Here is a 15114-nt window from a genome sequence, read left to right on the forward strand (position 1 = left end):
CGGCGCGGCCGCCGGACGTCCGTCACATCTGCCAGAACCGGAACAGGTGCTGGCCGAAGTAGACGTAGAACTCGTTCACGCCGAACAGGTCCATGATCCGGTAGACGAGGCTGAAGAACCACTGGTTCACCTGGGACTGCCAGAAGACGATGAAGACCGCCAACAGGCCGTACGGGGCGAACGGCTCCACCGCGCGCCGGGTCTTCAGCGACAGCCACGGCTCGATGATGCCGTAGCCGTCCAGGCCCGGGACCGGCAGGAAGTTCAGCAGCGCGGCACTCACCTGCAGCAGCGCCAGGAAGGTCAGCGCCGCCGGGAACGTGTGCACCAGGTACTGGCCGACCTGCGCGGTGCCCGGGCTGTCGTCCAGCCACCCCGCGCCCACCGGCACCAGCAGCAGGACCGCGAAGGCCAGATTGACCAGCGGGCCGGCCGCCGAGATCAGGCTGTGCTTGAGCCGCCCGCGGATCCGGTGCCGCTCGATGAAGACCGCCCCGCCGGGCAGGCCGATCCCGCCCAGCAGCACGAAGACCACCGGCAGGACGAAGCTGGTCACCGCGTTGGCGTACTTGAACGGGTTGAGCGTCAGGTAGCCCTTGGCGCCCACCGTGATGTCGCCGCCGTGCAGCGCCGTGCGGGCGTGCGCGTACTCGTGCAGGCAGAGCGAGACCATCCAGCCCGCCACCACGAAGAGGAACACGCCGAAGCCGGGCGCCCCGTACCCCTGCCACACGGCCCACGCCGAGGTGCCCAGTACCGCGAGCAGCACCCAGAAGACCGGACTGATCCGGCGCTCGTCGCTGGACCGGCGCGCGTCGGCAAAACTCATCGGATCTCCCTGGGGAACGTCGCCTGCTTCATCCCGCGAGCGTATAGGGCCGCTGAACCGGGCGGAGGCCCCTTCCCGTCCGGCCCGGGCCGGAAGGCAGCAGAATGGTGCGGTGCACTATGGGATTCTCGGGACCACGACCGCGCAGCACGACGACGGTACCCCGGTGCCGCTGGGCGGTGCCCGGCTGCGGGCGCTGCTCGCCGCACTGGTGCTGCGCCAGGGGCGGCCGGTGCCGGCCGAAGTGCTGGCCGCCGAGGTGTGGGCCGACGAGCCGCCGCAGGATCCGGCCGCCGCGCTGCAGACCCTGGTCGGCCGGCTGCGCCGCACCATCGGCCGGGACGCGGTCGGCTCCGGGCCCGGCGGGTACTGGCTGACGGCCGGCCAGAGCGACCTGACCCGCTTCCAGGACCTGGCCGCCCGTGGCACCGAGGCGCTCGCGGCGGGCGAACCGGCCACCGCTGCCCCGCTGCTGCGCGAGGCGCTCGCCCTGTGGCGCGGCCCGGCGCTGGCCGACCTGCCGGACGGCGCCGGCAGCGCGGTGCGGCTGGAGGCGCAGCGCACCGAGGCCCGCCGGGCCCGGATCACCGCCGACCTGGCGCTCGGCCGGGCCGGTGAGCTGCTGGCCGAACTCGCCGGCCTGAGCGCCGACCACCCGTTGGACGAGCCCCTGCAGGTGCTGTGGATCCGCGCGCTGCACGGCGCCGGGCGCACCGCCCAGGCGCTGGAGCAGTACGAGAAGGTCCGCCGCGAGCTGGCCGACCAGCTCGGCGCCGACCCGGGCGCCGAGTTGCGCGCCGTGCACCAGGAGCTGCTGAACCCCGTCGCGGCGCCCGCGCCGGTGCCCGCAGCCGAACCGCCGCCGGCGGCCGCCGCCCAGGCCGGCAACCTGAAGGCCCGGCTGACCAGCTTCGTCGGCCGCGAGGCGGACCTCGCCGCCGTCGCCGAACTGCTCGGCACCGCACGGCTGGTGACCCTCACCGGCCCCGGCGGCTCCGGCAAGACCCGGCTCTCGGTGGAGGCCGGCCGGCTGGCCCAGCAGGCCGGCGGCTGGCCGGACGGCGTCTGGCAGGTCGAGCTGGCCCCGCTGGAGGACCCGGCGGCCGTGCCCGGGGCGGTGCTCTCCGCGCTCGGCCTGCGTGCCGTGCTGCACCACGCGGTCGGCTCGGTCGCCGAGGCGCCGGTCGACCTGGTGCGGCGAATAGTCGAGCACTGCGCCCGCGCCAGGATGCTGCTGCTGCTCGACAACTGCGAGCACCTGATCCAGAGCGCGGCCGAGCTGGTCGACCTGCTGCTGACCGAGTGCCCGCAGCTGACCGTGCTGGCCACCAGCCGCGAGCCGCTGGGCGTGCCGGGCGAGGCGGTGCTGCCGGTCGAGCCGCTGCCGGACCCGACCGCCCGCCGGCTGCTCGCCGAGCGCGGCGCCACCGCCCGGGCCGGCTTCGCCGTCGAGCAGGACCCGGACGCCTGCGCCGAGATCTGCCGCCGCCTGGACGGCCTGCCGCTGGCCATCGAACTGGCCGCCGCCCGGCTGCGCTCCCTGACGCCCCGTCAGCTCGCCGACCGGCTGGACGGCCGCTTCGCACTGCTCACCGGCGGCAGCCGGGTGCTGCTGCCCCGCCAGCAGACCCTGCGCGCGGTGGTCGACTGGAGCTGGGAGCTGCTGGACGAGCGGGAGCGCACGGTGCTGCGCCGGCTCGCCGTCTTCGCCGGCGGCTGGACCCTGGAGATCGCCGAACAGGTCTGCGCGGACGGCGAGTTGGTGCGCCTTGGCGAAGTGGCCGAGCTGCTCTCCTCGTTGGTCGACAAGTCGCTGGTGGTGGCCGGGCTCGACCGGCCCGGGGAGCCCCGCTACTGGATGCTGGAGACCATCCACGAGTACGCCGCCGAACGGCTCGCCGAGGCCGCCGAACCGCAGGCCGCCGACCGGCACCTGACCGCCTACCGCGAGCTGGTCCGGCTCACCGAACCGCAGCTGCACGGCCACCGGCAGCTGCCGCTGTTCGGCATGTTGGAGCGCGAGCAGCAGAACATCCGGGCCGCGCTGCGCCATGCGGTGGCCGGCGGCGCGGAGGCGGACGCATTGGTGCTGCTGCTCGGCATGGCATGGTTCTGGATACTGCGCGACTTCCGTGCCGAGGCCCGCGGTTGGGTCGACCAGGTGTGCGCGATGTCCGCGGACCCGTACGGCCCGGACGCCCCCGCGCCGGTGCCGCTCGCCGAGGACCCGCTCGCCCATCCGCTCCCGTGGCCCGAGCCGGTGCTCCAGGAGGCCCGCCGCCAGGCCTGGCTCTACCACCTGGTGGCCCGCTTCGACGGGGACATGTCGGTGATCGGGGATCCCGAACTGGTCGAGCGGGCCCCCAGGATCCTCGCCGCCTACGGTCCGGACCTGCCGCAGTCCTACAGCTACCCGCCGCTGCTGCGGCTGTTCGCCTGCTTCCTGGCCGGCCAGGCGGAGCAGATGCTGGAGCTGATCGACCAGGCGGTGGACGGCTGCCGCCGGTTCGGCCGGGAGAGCGAGCTGGCCTGGACGCTGCACCTGCGCGCCAAGATGTCCAACGACCGGATCGGCGGCCTGGAGCAGGCCCGCCGTGACGGCGCGGAGGCGATGGCCATCTACACCCGGCGCGGCGACAGTTGGGGCATGTCCGAGACGCTGGCGGCACAGGCCGAGACCGCCGGGTTCGCCGGGGACAGCGTCGAGGCGGCGGTCCGCTACCGCCAGGCGATCGAACTGGCCCTGGAGTTGGGGGCGCCGCAGGAAGTACCGCTGCTCCAGGTGCGGTTGGGCGAGGCGCTGCTGGAGCAGGACGAAGCCGAGGGGGAGCGGCTGATCCGGGAGGGGCTGGTGGGCACGTCCCGGACCGGTCGCTACACCGACGGCGCGCTGGTCTACGGCCACATGGTGCTCGCCGGCCTGCGCGTCCACCGGGGCGAGACGGAAGCGGCACTGGCCGAACTCGCCGCCCTGGAGGACTCCCTCAGCCGGATCGAGTCGGCGGCGCCGGGTCTGATAGGCGGCCTGACGGCCTGCGGGGCCGGCCTGATCCTGGCCCGCTGCGGTGACGTCGACGGCGGGGTGGCGCGGATGCGGGCGGGGCTGCGGGCGCTGCGTGCGGTGCCGCCGGCCGCCTCCGTCTTCGCCCAGCACGTCCTCCTGCAGATACTGCCGGTGGCCGCCGGCGTGCTGGTGGTCCAGGCCGAACGGGACGGCGACCGGGCGACGGCCGCCTTGGCCGCCGTCCTGTCGGGCGCGCACGACGACCGGATGGGTCTGCGGGGCACCTACATGGAGCGGCTGGAGCGGGCCCGGCGCGAGAGGGTACTGGTCGCGATGCTGGGCCGCGAGGAGTTCCACCGGCTGGTCGAGGAGGGCGGCGGCCTGTCCTGGGACGCGACCACCGCCCTGGTGGACCAACTGGTGGACGGCGCCTGACGCCGTTCCTCAGGTCACCTTCCGGAACCGGGCCACCGCCAGCGGTGCCGTGACGGCGGTGATCGCCACCGACCAGAGCAGCACCATGGTGACCGAGTGGGCGACCGGCCCGCCGTTGATCAGGTGGCGGCAGGCGTCCGCCAGGTTGGAGAGCGGGTTGTACCGGGTGAACGCCCGCAGCCAGCCCGGCATGGTGCTCGGCGGGGCGAAGATCGAGCTGCCGAACTGCAGCGGCATCAGCACCAGCATGCCGATGCCCTGCACCGCCTGGGCGTTGTCCAGGGTGAGGCCGAGCAGCATGGAGATCCAGACCAGCGACATCCCGAACACCAGCGACAGCGCGACCGCCGCCAGCACCCCGGTGATCCCGGTCTTCAGCTGCAGCCCGATGACCAGCGAGAAGGCGATCAGCACGGTGTAGGCGACCAGGCCCCGGCAGGCCTCCGCCACCACCTTGCCGATCAGCACCGAGGCGCGCCCGATCGGCAGGGTCCGGAACCGGTCCATCACCCCGGTCTTCAGGTCCGCGTTGAGGCCGGTGCCGACCGCCATCGCCAGGTTCATCCCGGTGGTGCCGAGCAGGCCGGGGATCAGCCACTGCTTGTAGGCGCCCTGGGTGCCGGAGATGGCACCGCCGAAGACGTAGACGAAGAGCAGCGTGAAGATGATCGGCATCAGCAGTGCGTCGAACATCGACTCCGGGTCCGCCTTGATCCGCATCAGGTTGCGCCGGGTCAACGCGCCGATGTGGCGCAGGTGGTCGGTGAGACCGATCCGGCGGTCCGCGAACTCGGCGCCGGGGACGGTGGTCGCAGTGCTCATCGGACGGCCTCCTCGGCGGTCTGCGGGGCGGTGGGCCGGCCGGTGAGGGCCAGGAAGACCTCGTCGAGGCTGGGCACGGCGGTGTCGATGCCGGCGATGCCGAAGCCCCGGCCGCCCAGCACCCCTATCACCACGGTGAGTTGGGCGTCGTCGGTGATCGGCACGGCCAGCAGCCCGGTGTCCGTGACGGTGGCGGAGATCCCGCGCTCGGCCAAGCAGGCGGCCATCGCGGGCAGTTCGGCCGGGTGGCTGGGCCGGACCTGCAGGGTCCGGCCGCCGACCTGCTGCTTCAGGCCGTCCACCGAGCCGTTGGCGATCACCTGGCCGCGGTCGATCACCGTCAGGTCGGTGGCCAACTGCTCGGCCTCCTCCATGTACTGGGTGGTGAGCAGCACGGTGGCGCCGTCGGCCACCATCCGCTGCACCTCCTCCCACACCTCGTTGCGGGTGCGCGGGTCCAGGCCGGTGGTGGGCTCGTCGAGGTAGAGCACCCGGGGGCGGCCGATCATGCTGGCGGCCAGGTCCAGGCGGCGGCGCATGCCGCCGGAGTAGGTCTTGGCCGGGCGGCCGGCGGCCTCGGTGAGCGAGAAGCGCTCCAGCAGCTCCGCGGCCCTGGCCTTGGCCTGCTTGGCCGGTAGGTCGAGCAGCCGCCCGATCAGGTAGAGGTTCTCGGATCCGGAGAGCAGCTCGTCGACGGAGGCGTACTGGCCGGTCAGGCCGATGGTGCGGCGCAGCTGCCGGGGCTGGCGCAGCACGTCGTAGCCGCCGACCACGGCGGTGCCGGCATCGGGCTTGAGCAGCGTGGAGAGGATCCGGATCAGCGTGGTCTTGCCGGCCCCGTTGGGCCCGAGCACGCCCAGCACGGTGCCCTGGCGGACCGTCAGGTCGACGCCGTCCAGCGCCTTGGTGGCACCGAAGTGCTTGACGATGCCGCGGGCCTCGACGGCGTTGCCCGGTCCGGCGTCGTGCGATCGCGGGGCCCGACTGGCCTGCTGTCCCGAGCCGTTCGGGGCGGGTGCGGTCTGCGTTGTCATGGCACCAGACTGTCCGGCGCCGCCGTCAGGCCCCGGGCATCCGGCTGTCAGCGCTGTCGGCCCGCTGTCACCGCGTGACAGCGGGCCGACGGAGCCGGTTACTTGAACGAGTGCTCCGGCGCCGGGAAGGTGGCGCCGCGCACCTCCTCGGCGTACTCGCGGGCCGCGTCACCGAGCACGGCGCGCAGGTTGGCGTACTGCTTGACGAACTTGGGCACCCGGCCGGCCGTCATCCCGGCCATGTCCGTCCAGACCAGCACCTGGGCGTCGCAGCCCACCCCGGCGCCGATGCCGACGGTCGGGATCGCCAGCGTCTCGGTGACCTGCGCCGCGAGCTCGGCCGGCACCGCCTCCAGCACCACGGCGAAGGCGCCGGCGTCCTGCACCGCCTTGGCGTCCCGCTGCAGTTGGTGCGCCGCCTCGTCGCCGCGTCCCTGCACCGGGTAGCCGCCCAGCGCGTGCACCGACTGCGGGGTGAGGCCGACGTGCGCCATCACCGGCACCCCGGACTCGGTGAGCAGTTCGATGGTGCGGGCGCTGCGCTCGCCGCCCTCCAGCTTGACCGCGCCGACCCCGGCCTCCTTCATCAGCCGGGCCGCGTTGCGCAGACCCTGGGCGGGGGACTCCTGGTAGGAGCCGAACGGGAGGTCGCCGATGACCATGGCGCGCTTGGTGCCGCGCACCACGGCGGCCGAGAGGATGGTCATCTCGTCCATGGTGACCGGCACGGTGCTCTCGTAGCCGAGCGCACAGTTGCCGGCCGAGTCGCCGACCAGCAGGACCGGGATGCCGGCCTCGTCGAAGACGCCGGCCGTCAGGGCGTCGTAGGCGGTGAGCATCGCCCACCGCTCCCCGCGCTGCTTGGCGGCGGCCAGGTCCCGGACGGTGACGCGGCGGTTGGTGACCCCGCCGTAGAGCGAGTGCCCGCCGGACGCGGTGACCGCGGCGGCCGGTGCCCGGTTGGGCCCCTGGTCCGGCGTCTGGGCAGGGGAGAGCTGAGAAGCGTTCATCGAACAGGCTCCTGAAGGGTTGTGGTCTCGTGGCGCCGTCTGGCGTCCCCGGATCTCCTCCATGCTTGCACGGCCCGTGCGCCCCGCAAAGAGCCGGGGCCGGGGTGGCGGTTTTCGGCGAGGCCGCCGGTCCTTCCCGAGCCCGCCCACGGCCGTTTCCGAGGCCATCCTCCGGTCGTTTCCGATACGAGACGTACTCGTATCGCAAATCGGGTACAGTCGGGCGGGGGGATTACGAGACGCCCGCGTCTCGCTGGGCCCGCCAGTAGCCGCTGTTCTCCGCACGGGACGGGACGTTCACGCACATGACCACCGCGATACCAGGCGCCGCACGACGGGTGCCGGACCACATCCACCGCCGACGCTGGGCGATCCTCGGCACGCTGCTGCTGGCGCTGCTCGTCGTCGTGCTCGACAACTCGATCCTCAACGTCGCGATGAAGACCATCGCGACCCCGGCCCCGGTCGGCCTCGGCGCCACGCAGAGCGACCTGGAATGGGCCATCAACTCCTACACCCTGGTCTTCGCCGGCCTGCTCTTCACCTCGGGGCTGCTCGGTGACCGGTTCGGCCGCAAGAAGGCGCTGCTCGGCGGCATGCTGGTGTTCGGCGTCGGCTCGCTGCTGTCGGCGCTCGCCACCGGCCCGGGCCAGCTGATCGCCTTCCGGGCCGTGATGGGCCTCGGCGGCGCCTTCGTGATGCCCGCCACCCTGGCGATCATCATGAACGTCTTCGAGCGCGCCGAGCAGCCCAAGGCGATCGGCATCTGGGCCGGCGCGGTGGGCCTGGCGATCGCGATCGGCCCGATCACCGGCGGCCTGCTGATCGAGCACTTCTGGTGGGGCTCGGTCTTCCTGATCAACGTGCCGATCGTGGCCGTGGCCCTGGTGGCGATGTTCCTGATGGTGCCGGACTCGCGGGACCCCAACCCGGGCCGGCTGGACCCGATCGGGGTGGTGCTCTCGATCATCGGCCTGGTGGCGCTGATCTACGGCATCATCAAGGGCGGCGACCTGGCCTCGGTCACCGCCACCCAGGCCTGGGTCCCGGGCCTGATCGGCATCCTGGCGCTGGTCGCGTTCGTGCTCCACGAGAGGCGGACCGAGCATCCGGCGCTGAACGTCGGCTGGTTCCGCAACCGGGTGTTCTCCACCTCGGTGACCGTGGTCGGCCTGGTCTTCTTCGCGCTGATGGGCGTCTCCTTCTTCGGCGTCTTCTACACCCAGAGCGTGCGCGGCTACAGCGCCCTGCAGTCCGGCGCGCTGATGCTGCCGCTGGCCTGCGCCCAGCTGGTCTTCGCGCCCCGGGCCCGCCTGGTGGTGGACAAGATCGGCGTCCGGGCCACCTGCGCCGGCGGCATGGCGCTGATCGCCGTCGCCTTCCTCGGCTACCTGTTGCTGGGTCAGCACACCCCGATCTGGGTGCTGGAGGTGATCGGCTTCGTGATGGGTGCCGGCATGGCGCACGTGATGCCGCCGGTGACCGTGGCGATCATGGGCTCGCTGCCGCGCGAGAAGGCCGGTGCCGGCTCGGCGATCAACAACACCTTCCGCCAGGTCGGCGGTTCGCTCGGGGTCGCGGTGCTGGGCGCGGTGCTCTCCACCGTCTACCGCAACGGCATCTCCGACAAGCTGCCCCCGCAGGCCCGGGGCAAGGCGGGCGAGTCCCTGGAGGCCACCCTGGGCTTCATCCAGCAGGCCAAGCCGAAGGCCGACGGTCTGATCCAGCCCGCCTACGACTCGTTCCTGCACGCGATGCACGTGGTGGCCGGCCTGTCCGCCGGGATCACCCTGCTCGGTGCCCTGCTGGCGTGGTTCTTCCTGCCGGCGCGGATGGCCGGGCCGGGCGGGGCGCTCGAGCCGGCCGGCACCGTCGAGCGGGTCGGCGCGGCCGGTGCCGTCCCGTCCGCCAAGGGCTGAGCAGCGCGAAGGAGAATGGGGCCATGGAGACAGATCGCCAGATCCCGCAGCCGTCCGCCGAGCCGCCGCCGTGCGGGGCCCCGCGCCGCGGACGTCCCCGCTCGGAGGCGGCGGAGCTGGCGATCTGTCAGGCCGTGGAGCGGCTGATGGCCGAGGGCGGCACCCTGGCCGACCTCACCATCGAGGGCATCGCCCAGGCCGCCGGCGTCGGCAAGGCCACCATCTACCGCCGCTGGCCCAACAAGAACGCCCTGCTGGTCGACGTGATCGACCGGCTGGACGAGCAGATGCCCCAGCTGCCCGGCACCAGCGTCCGCGACGACCTGGTGGTGGTGATGGACCACATGCGCCGACGCGGCCTGGCCAAGCGCTCCCGCTGGGTCCTGCGGATGGCGCTGGAACAGCTGCACTCGGCCCCGGGCCTCAAGGAGGCGTACTACTCTCGGGTGATCAACCCGCGCCGGCAGGCGCTGCGCAGCCTGGTCGAGCGCGGCATGGCCGCGGGGGAGTTCCGCTCCGACCTTGACTCGACCCTGCTGGCGGAGCTGTTCGTGGGCGCGATGCTGCTGCGCACGGTGATCTACGACGACGCCACGCTGGACGACCCCGAGCTGCCCGCCATGATGGTGGACAGCCTGCTGGAAGGTCTGCGTGGCCCGGCTCACACCAGCGCTGACCCGGAACCCACCACCCCGGTGGACGCGTCGGTATCCGCATAGGCTGAGCCGACGACCCGATCATCTCGTCGCGCACCCGGCACGACCGGGGCGCCCGACGATCCGGCTCGTCGGGCACGGCGCGGATGACGACGAAGGGGCCACCGGATGACCCAGGCCGACCAGGTTGGGCTGCCGACGGACGGCGACCAGCCCGCTCCCGAGGCCCCGGCCGACCGGTGGCGGTGGCGGTGGGGCACGGACGCCCGCGGACGGAACTGCTGGCGGCGCGGCTGGGTGCCCGCCGTCCTGGCCGCCGCCCTGGCCGGTCTGCTGGCCGGTCACCGGCTGGTGCCCGACTCCTTCGGCAACTTCGGCAGCCTGTTCGAGACCTTCCTGCCCTGGGCGGGCCTGCTGGTGCTGCCGCTGCTGGTGCTCGCGCTGCTGCGGCGCTCGGCCACCGCGCTGATCGCCCTGCTGCTGCCGGTCGCCGTCTGGACCCAGCTCTTCGGCGGCCTGCTGGGGGACAAGGGCGGCGGCAAGGGCGACTTCACCGTGGTGCAGCACAATGTCGAGGCCGACAACCCCGACCCGGCGGGCACGGTGCGGCTGCTCAACTCCTCCGGCGCGCAGATCATCGCCCTGGAGGAGCTGACCGGCCAGGCGCTGACGGTCTACACCGCCGGGTTGGCCGCCAAGTACCCGTACCACGTGGTGGAGGGCACGGTCGGGCTCTGGTCCAGCTACCCGATCAGCGGCACCCGAGTGGTCGACATCAAGATCGGCTGGACCAGGGCCTTCCGCACCCAGGTGGCCACCCCGCAGGGCCCGCTGGCCGTCTACGTCGCCCACATGCCGTCCGTCCGGGTGGAGTTCGACGGCGGCTTCACCGCGGACCGGCGCAACGTCAGCGCGCAGGCGCTCGGCGACGCGATCCAGGCCGAGCCGCTGCAGAAGGTGCTGCTGCTCGGCGACCTCAACGGCACCATGAACGACCGCAGCCTGGCCCCCGTCACCTCGCAGCTGCGCTCCGCCCAGGGGTCGGCCGGCTCCGGGTTCGGCTTCAGCTGGCCGTCCGGCTTCCCGATGGCGCGGATCGACCAGATCATGAGCCGGGGCGTGCGGCCCACCGACTCCTGGGTGCTGCCGGCCGACGGCAGCGACCACCGGGCGGTCGCCGCCGACTACCGCTACGAGCGGTGACCACCGGTGACTACTACCCCCGGCGCCAGCCGTTGGTGATCGGCAGCCGGCGGTCGCGGCCGAAGTTCTTGGGGGAGATCTTCGGGCCCGGCGGGTACTGGCGCCGCTTGTACTCGGCGGTGTCCACCAGGCGGCCCACCCGGTCCACCACGGCCGGGTCGAAGCCCATGGCCACGATCGCGTCCCGGCCCAGGTCCTGCTCGATGTAGAGGTCGAGCACCGAGTCCAGCAGGTCGTAGTCGGGCAGCGAGTCGGTGTCCACCTGGTCCGGGCGCAGCTCGGCGCTCGGCGGCTTCAGGATGGTGTTCTCCGGGATCGGCGGCGTCTCGCCGCGCTGCTCGGCCAGCTCGTTGCGCCACTTGGAGAGCCGGAAGATCAGCGTCTTGTAGACGTCCTTGATCGGACCGAACGCGCCCACCGAGTCGCCGTACAGCGTGGAGTAGCCGACCGCCAGCTCGCTCTTGTTGCCCGGCGCCAGCACGATGTGGCCCTCCTGGTTGGAGATCGCCATCAGCAGCGTGCCGCGCAGCCGGGACTGCAGGTTCTCCTCCGCCAGGCCGGTGAGGCCGAGCGACTCCATGTAGGCGTCGAACATCGGGGCGATCGAGACCGTGCGGAAGTTGAGCCCGGTGCGGCGGGCCAGCTCGGCGGCGTCGTCCTTGGAGTGTTGCGAGGAGTAGCGGCTCGGCATCGACACGCAGTACACGTTCTCGGCGCCGATCGCGTCGCAGGCGATGACCGCCACCAGGGCCGAGTCGATGCCGCCGGAGAGGCCGATCAGCACCGATGCGAAGCCGTTCTTGCGGACGTACGCCCGGGTGCCGGTGACCAGCGCGGCGTAGATCTCCGCCTCGTCGACCAGCTGCGGGAAGCTCTGCCGCGGGGCGGGCTCGGTCTGCTCGACGGGGGTGGTCCCGAGGTCGAGGCGGACCAGGCGCAGTCCGTCGCTGTAGAGCGTGCCGTCGGCGTCCTCGCGGTCGGCGGCCGGCAGCGCCAGGTCCACCACCACCAGCGCCTCCTCGAACTTCGGTCCGCGGGCGAGGAGCTCACCGTCCTTGTCGACCACCATGGTGTCGCCGTCGAAGACCAGCTCGTCCTGGCCGCCGACCATGTTGAGGTAGGCCAGCGTGCAGCCCGCCTCGGCGGCCCGGCGCCGCACGAGCTCCAGCCGTTCGTGGTTCTTGCCCTGCTCGTACGGCGAACCGTTGATCACCAGCAGCAGCCCCGCGCCGGCCTCGCCGGTCGCGCGCACCCGGCCGCCCTCCTGCCAGATGTCCTCGCAGACGGCCAGCGCGACGTCCACCCCGTCCACCCGCAGCACCGGCAGCTGCTGGCCGGGCACGAAGTAGCGGTACTCGTCGAAGACGCCGTAGTTGGGCAGGAAGTGCTTGGCGAACCGCAGCGCCACCTCGCCCCGGTACAGCACGGCGGCGCAGTTCTGCGGCGACGACGTCTCCGGCTTGCGCCCCAGGTACCCGAGCACCACCGGCACCTCGCCCAGCCCCTCGGCGGCGAGCCGCTCGGCCACCTCCACCAGCGCGGCCCGCGACGCCTCCACGAACGACGTGCGCAGCGCCAGGTCCTCCACCGGGTACCCGGTCAACGCCATCTCCGGGAACGCCACCAACCGCGCCCCGGCCGCCACGGCCCGCTCGGTCCAGCGGACCACCTCGCCGGCGTTGTGCGCGATGTCGCCGACCCGCGGGTCGGTCTGGGCCAGGGCAAGACGCAGATTGGGCATGGGGTCAGTCTAATCGTCGTTCTGACGCTATGGGGGGAGTGAGCGGTATCGTGGAGACAAGTCTGGACAGTCTGGACAGAACGAGGAAGAGCATGAGATGGCAGGTGCAGGAAGCCAAGCAGAAGTTCAGTGAGGTGCTGCGGCATGCCGAGTCCGAGGGGCCACAGTTCGTGACCCGGCATGGTGACGAGGTCGCGGTCATCATCGACATAAGGGAGTACCGGCGGCTGAAGGGGGGCGAGATGGATCTCCGGGACTACTTGTTGCTGCCGGGGCCGCCGTACTTCGACGACCTGGACAAGGAGATCGTCCGCTCGCCTGATGTGCCCGGGTTCGTGGATCTCGGAGAAGACGAGTGACGTTCCTGCTCGACACCAACGTCGTCTCGGAGACTCGCCGGTCAAGGCCGAATGAATCGGTGGTGCGGTGGCTGTCCTCGGTGCAGCCGGGGGAGCTCTACCTGAGCTGCCTGGTGATCGGCGAACTCCGCCAGGGCGTGGCGCGGTTGCGTTGGCGGCGTGATCAGGTTCAGGCCGACCGCCTCGAGGGCTGGGTGGCGGGCCTGGAGCGGGCTTTCGCCGATCGCATCCTGCCGGCCGACCTGGAGGTGGCCAAGGTGTGGGGGGAACTCAACGTTCCCGATCCGCTTCCCGGGGTGAACGGGCTCATCGCCGCGACCGCCAAGGTCCACCGCCTCACCCTGGTGACCCGCAACACCAAGGACTACACGCGTACGGGCGTCCCCTTGCTCAACCCGTTCGAACCGTGTTCCTGAGCTGTTCCGCCGCCCGGGTGCCCGGCTCGGGCCGGGATCCGGGATGATGGGGACTGGTCGGTCAGGTGTCCGGTGACCACGCTCGCAGGCGGTGTGCGAACGTAACACGAACGTAAAGAGCAGAGGTGAGACTGTCCCCATGGGCAAGCAGCAGGAGTTCGTGCTTCGTACGCTCGAAGAGCGAGACATCCGGTTCGTCCGGCTCTGGTTCACCGATGTGCTCGGCTTCCTGAAGTCGGTGGCCGTCGCCCCGGCCGAACTGGAGCAGGCCTTCGAGGAAGGCATCGGGTTCGACGGCTCGGCGATCGAGGGTTTCGCCCGGGTGTACGAGTCCGACATGATCGCCAAGCCGGACCCGACGACCTTCCAGATACTCCCCTGGCGGTCGGAGACCCCCGGCACCGCGCGGATGTTCTGCGACATCCTGATGCCCGACGGCTCGCCGTCGTACGCCGACCCGCGGTTCGTGCTCAAGCGCACCCTGGAGAAGGCCTCGAGTCAGGGCTTCACCTTCTACACCCACCCGGAGATCGAGTTCTTCCTGCTGAAGAACCTCCCGGGCGACGGCACCGTGCCGGAGCCGGCCGACCAGTCCGGCTACTTCGACCACACCCCGCGCGGCATCGGACACGACTTCCGCCGACAGGCCATCACCATGCTGGAGTCGATGGGCATCTCGGTGGAGTTCTCGCACCACGAGGGCGCCCCCGGCCAGCAGGAGATCGACCTGCGCTACGCCGACGCACTCTCCACCGCCGACAACATCATGACCTTCCGCCTGGTCATGAAGGAGGTCGCGCTGGAGCAGGGCGTGTACGCCAGCTTCATGCCCAAGCCGTTCTCGGGCTTCCCCGGCTCCGGCATGCACACCCACGTCTCGCTCTTCGAGGGCGACCGCAACGCCTTCCACGAGTCCGGCGCGGAGTACCAACTCTCCAAGATCGGCCGCTCGTTCATCGCCGGCCTGCTCCGCCACGCCGCCGAGACCTCCGCCGTCACCAACCAGTGGGTCAACTCCTACAAGCGCATCTGGGGCGGCTCCCAGCGCACCGCCGGCGCCGGCGGCGAGGCCCCCTCCTACATCTGCTGGGGCCACAACAACCGCTCCGCGCTGATCCGCGTGCCCATGTACAAGCCGGGCAAGCAGGGCTCCACCCGCGTCGAGGTCCGCTCCCTGGACACCGGGTGCAACCCCTACCTCGCCTACGCCGTCACCCTCGCCGCCGGCCTCAAGGGCATCGAGGAGGGCTACGAACTCCCGCCCGGCGCCGACGACGACGTCTGGGCCCTCTCCGACGCCGAGCGCCGCGCCATGGGCATCCAGCCGATGCCGCAGAACCTGGGCGAGGCCATCGACCTGATGCAGCGCAGCGAGCTGGTCGCGCAGACCCTGGGGGAGCACGTGTTCGACTTCTTCCTGCGCAACAAGAAGCAGGAGTGGGAGGAGTACCGCAGCGAGGTCACCCCGTTCGAGCTGCGGAAGAACCTCCAGGTGCTGTAGGGCGGTGTGCCCGTGCGGCCCCGGAGCGGCGGTGAGAACCGCTGTTCCGGGGCCGTTCGGCGTTCTCTGGTGGGTGTCCCGCGTTGCCGTGTGAGGGAATGGTGTGGGCGGGATGGGTGAATGGCGGAGGATGCTCGGCGTGCTCATCCTATTAACGGGCTTTGGCTGCTCATGATCTGAGTCAC

Annotated in this window: 12 protein-coding genes; 7 read left to right on the top strand and 5 right to left on the bottom strand. The window is 71.8% G+C overall.

All coding sequences use genetic code 11. The features are described from left to right. Nucleotides 1-22: 22 nt before the first annotated feature. Nucleotides 23-829, bottom strand: a complete 807-nt coding sequence (locus LN042_RS16535) for a site-2 protease family protein (RefSeq protein WP_230051986.1) — start codon at nt 827-829, stop codon at nt 23-25. Between the two features lie 112 nt (nt 830-941). Between LN042_RS16535 and LN042_RS16540 the strand changes: the two genes are divergently transcribed. Further along, the gene (locus LN042_RS16540) at nt 942-4268 is read left to right on the top strand and encodes an ATP-binding protein (protein WP_230051987.1); all 3327 of its coding nucleotides are present in this window, start codon (nt 942-944) and stop codon (nt 4266-4268) included. A 9-nt stretch (nt 4269-4277) separates the two neighbouring features. Here the strand turns inward: LN042_RS16540 and LN042_RS16545 are convergent, their stop codons facing one another. The 3 genes from LN042_RS16545 to panB form a co-directional block, all read right to left on the bottom strand. After that, complete coding sequence (locus LN042_RS16545; protein WP_230051988.1) at nt 4278-5090, bottom strand: ABC transporter permease; 813 nt, start codon at nt 5088-5090, stop codon at nt 4278-4280. Then, nucleotides 5087-6124, bottom strand: a complete 1038-nt coding sequence (locus tag LN042_RS16550; RefSeq protein WP_230051989.1) for an ATP-binding cassette domain-containing protein — start codon at nt 6122-6124, stop codon at nt 5087-5089. Before LN042_RS16550 ends, LN042_RS16545 begins: the two co-directional genes overlap by 4 nt. A 98-nt stretch (nt 6125-6222) precedes the next feature. Continuing rightward, nucleotides 6223-7134 (bottom strand): 3-methyl-2-oxobutanoate hydroxymethyltransferase, encoded by a 912-nt coding sequence (panB, locus tag LN042_RS16555; RefSeq protein ID WP_230051990.1) that lies wholly within the window; start codon nt 7132-7134, stop codon nt 6223-6225. 305 nt (nt 7135-7439) lie between these two features. Here panB and LN042_RS16560 point away from each other — a divergent pair, with 305 nt between their 5' ends. The 3 genes from LN042_RS16560 (at nt 7440) to LN042_RS16570 (ending at nt 10912) form a co-directional block, all read left to right on the top strand. Continuing rightward, nucleotides 7440-9053, top strand: coding sequence for an MFS transporter (locus tag LN042_RS16560; RefSeq protein WP_230051991.1), 1614 nt, complete (start codon nt 7440-7442; stop codon nt 9051-9053). A gap of 23 nt (nt 9054-9076) precedes the next feature. Beyond that, the gene (locus LN042_RS16565; protein WP_230051992.1) at nt 9077-9772 is read left to right on the top strand and encodes a TetR/AcrR family transcriptional regulator; all 696 of its coding nucleotides are present in this window, start codon (nt 9077-9079) and stop codon (nt 9770-9772) included. Between the two features lie 105 nt (nt 9773-9877). Next, entirely contained in the window at nt 9878-10912 is a 1035-nt protein-coding gene (locus tag LN042_RS16570) for an endonuclease/exonuclease/phosphatase family protein (RefSeq protein ID WP_230051993.1), read from the top strand. 13 nt (nt 10913-10925) lie between these two features. On the opposite strand, the gene LN042_RS16575 is transcribed toward LN042_RS16570, so the two are convergent. Beyond that, entirely contained in the window at nt 10926-12653 is a 1728-nt protein-coding gene (locus tag LN042_RS16575; protein WP_230051994.1) for an NAD+ synthase, read from the bottom strand. A 50-nt stretch (nt 12654-12703) separates the two neighbouring features. Here LN042_RS16575 and LN042_RS16580 point away from each other — a divergent pair, with 50 nt between their 5' ends. The 3 genes from LN042_RS16580 (at nt 12704) to glnA2 (ending at nt 14929) form a co-directional block, all read left to right on the top strand. Beyond that, nucleotides 12704-13012 (top strand): type II toxin-antitoxin system Phd/YefM family antitoxin, encoded by a 309-nt coding sequence (locus LN042_RS16580; protein WP_230051995.1) that lies wholly within the window; start codon nt 12704-12706, stop codon nt 13010-13012. After that, nucleotides 13009-13428 (top strand): type II toxin-antitoxin system VapC family toxin, encoded by a 420-nt coding sequence (locus LN042_RS16585; RefSeq protein WP_230051996.1) that lies wholly within the window; start codon nt 13009-13011, stop codon nt 13426-13428. The genes LN042_RS16580 and LN042_RS16585 overlap by 4 nt, the downstream gene beginning before the upstream one ends. A gap of 139 nt (nt 13429-13567) precedes the next feature. Next, a complete protein-coding gene (glnA2, locus tag LN042_RS16590; RefSeq protein WP_230051997.1) occupies nt 13568-14929 on the top strand; it encodes a gamma-glutamylpolyamine synthetase GlnA2 in 1362 nt (453 codons plus the stop codon). The last annotated feature ends 185 nt before the right edge of the window (nt 14930-15114 follow it).

It is taken from the genome of Kitasatospora humi, assembly GCF_020907985.1.
Classification (GTDB): Bacteria; Actinomycetota; Actinomycetes; order Streptomycetales; family Streptomycetaceae; genus Kitasatospora; species Kitasatospora humi.

Coding starts and splice junctions, on each gene's coding strand:
- LN042_RS16535 (WP_230051986.1), bottom strand. CDS start 829: ATGAGTTTTGCCGACGCGCGCCGGTCCAGCGACGAGCGCCGGATCAGT.
- LN042_RS16545 (WP_230051988.1), bottom strand. CDS start 5,090: ATGAGCACTGCGACCACCGTCCCCGGCGCCGAGTTCGCGGACCGCCGG.
- LN042_RS16550 (WP_230051989.1), bottom strand. CDS start 6,124: ATGACAACGCAGACCGCACCCGCCCCGAACGGCTCGGGACAGCAGGCC.
- panB (WP_230051990.1), bottom strand. CDS start 7,134: ATGAACGCTTCTCAGCTCTCCCCTGCCCAGACGCCGGACCAGGGGCCC.
- LN042_RS16560 (WP_230051991.1), top strand. CDS start 7,440: ATGACCACCGCGATACCAGGCGCCGCACGACGGGTGCCGGACCACATC.
- LN042_RS16565 (WP_230051992.1), top strand. CDS start 9,077: ATGGAGACAGATCGCCAGATCCCGCAGCCGTCCGCCGAGCCGCCGCCG.
- LN042_RS16570 (WP_230051993.1), top strand. CDS start 9,878: ATGACCCAGGCCGACCAGGTTGGGCTGCCGACGGACGGCGACCAGCCC.
- LN042_RS16575 (WP_230051994.1), bottom strand. CDS start 12,653: ATGCCCAATCTGCGTCTTGCCCTGGCCCAGACCGACCCGCGGGTCGGC.
- glnA2 (WP_230051997.1), top strand. CDS start 13,568: ATGGGCAAGCAGCAGGAGTTCGTGCTTCGTACGCTCGAAGAGCGAGAC.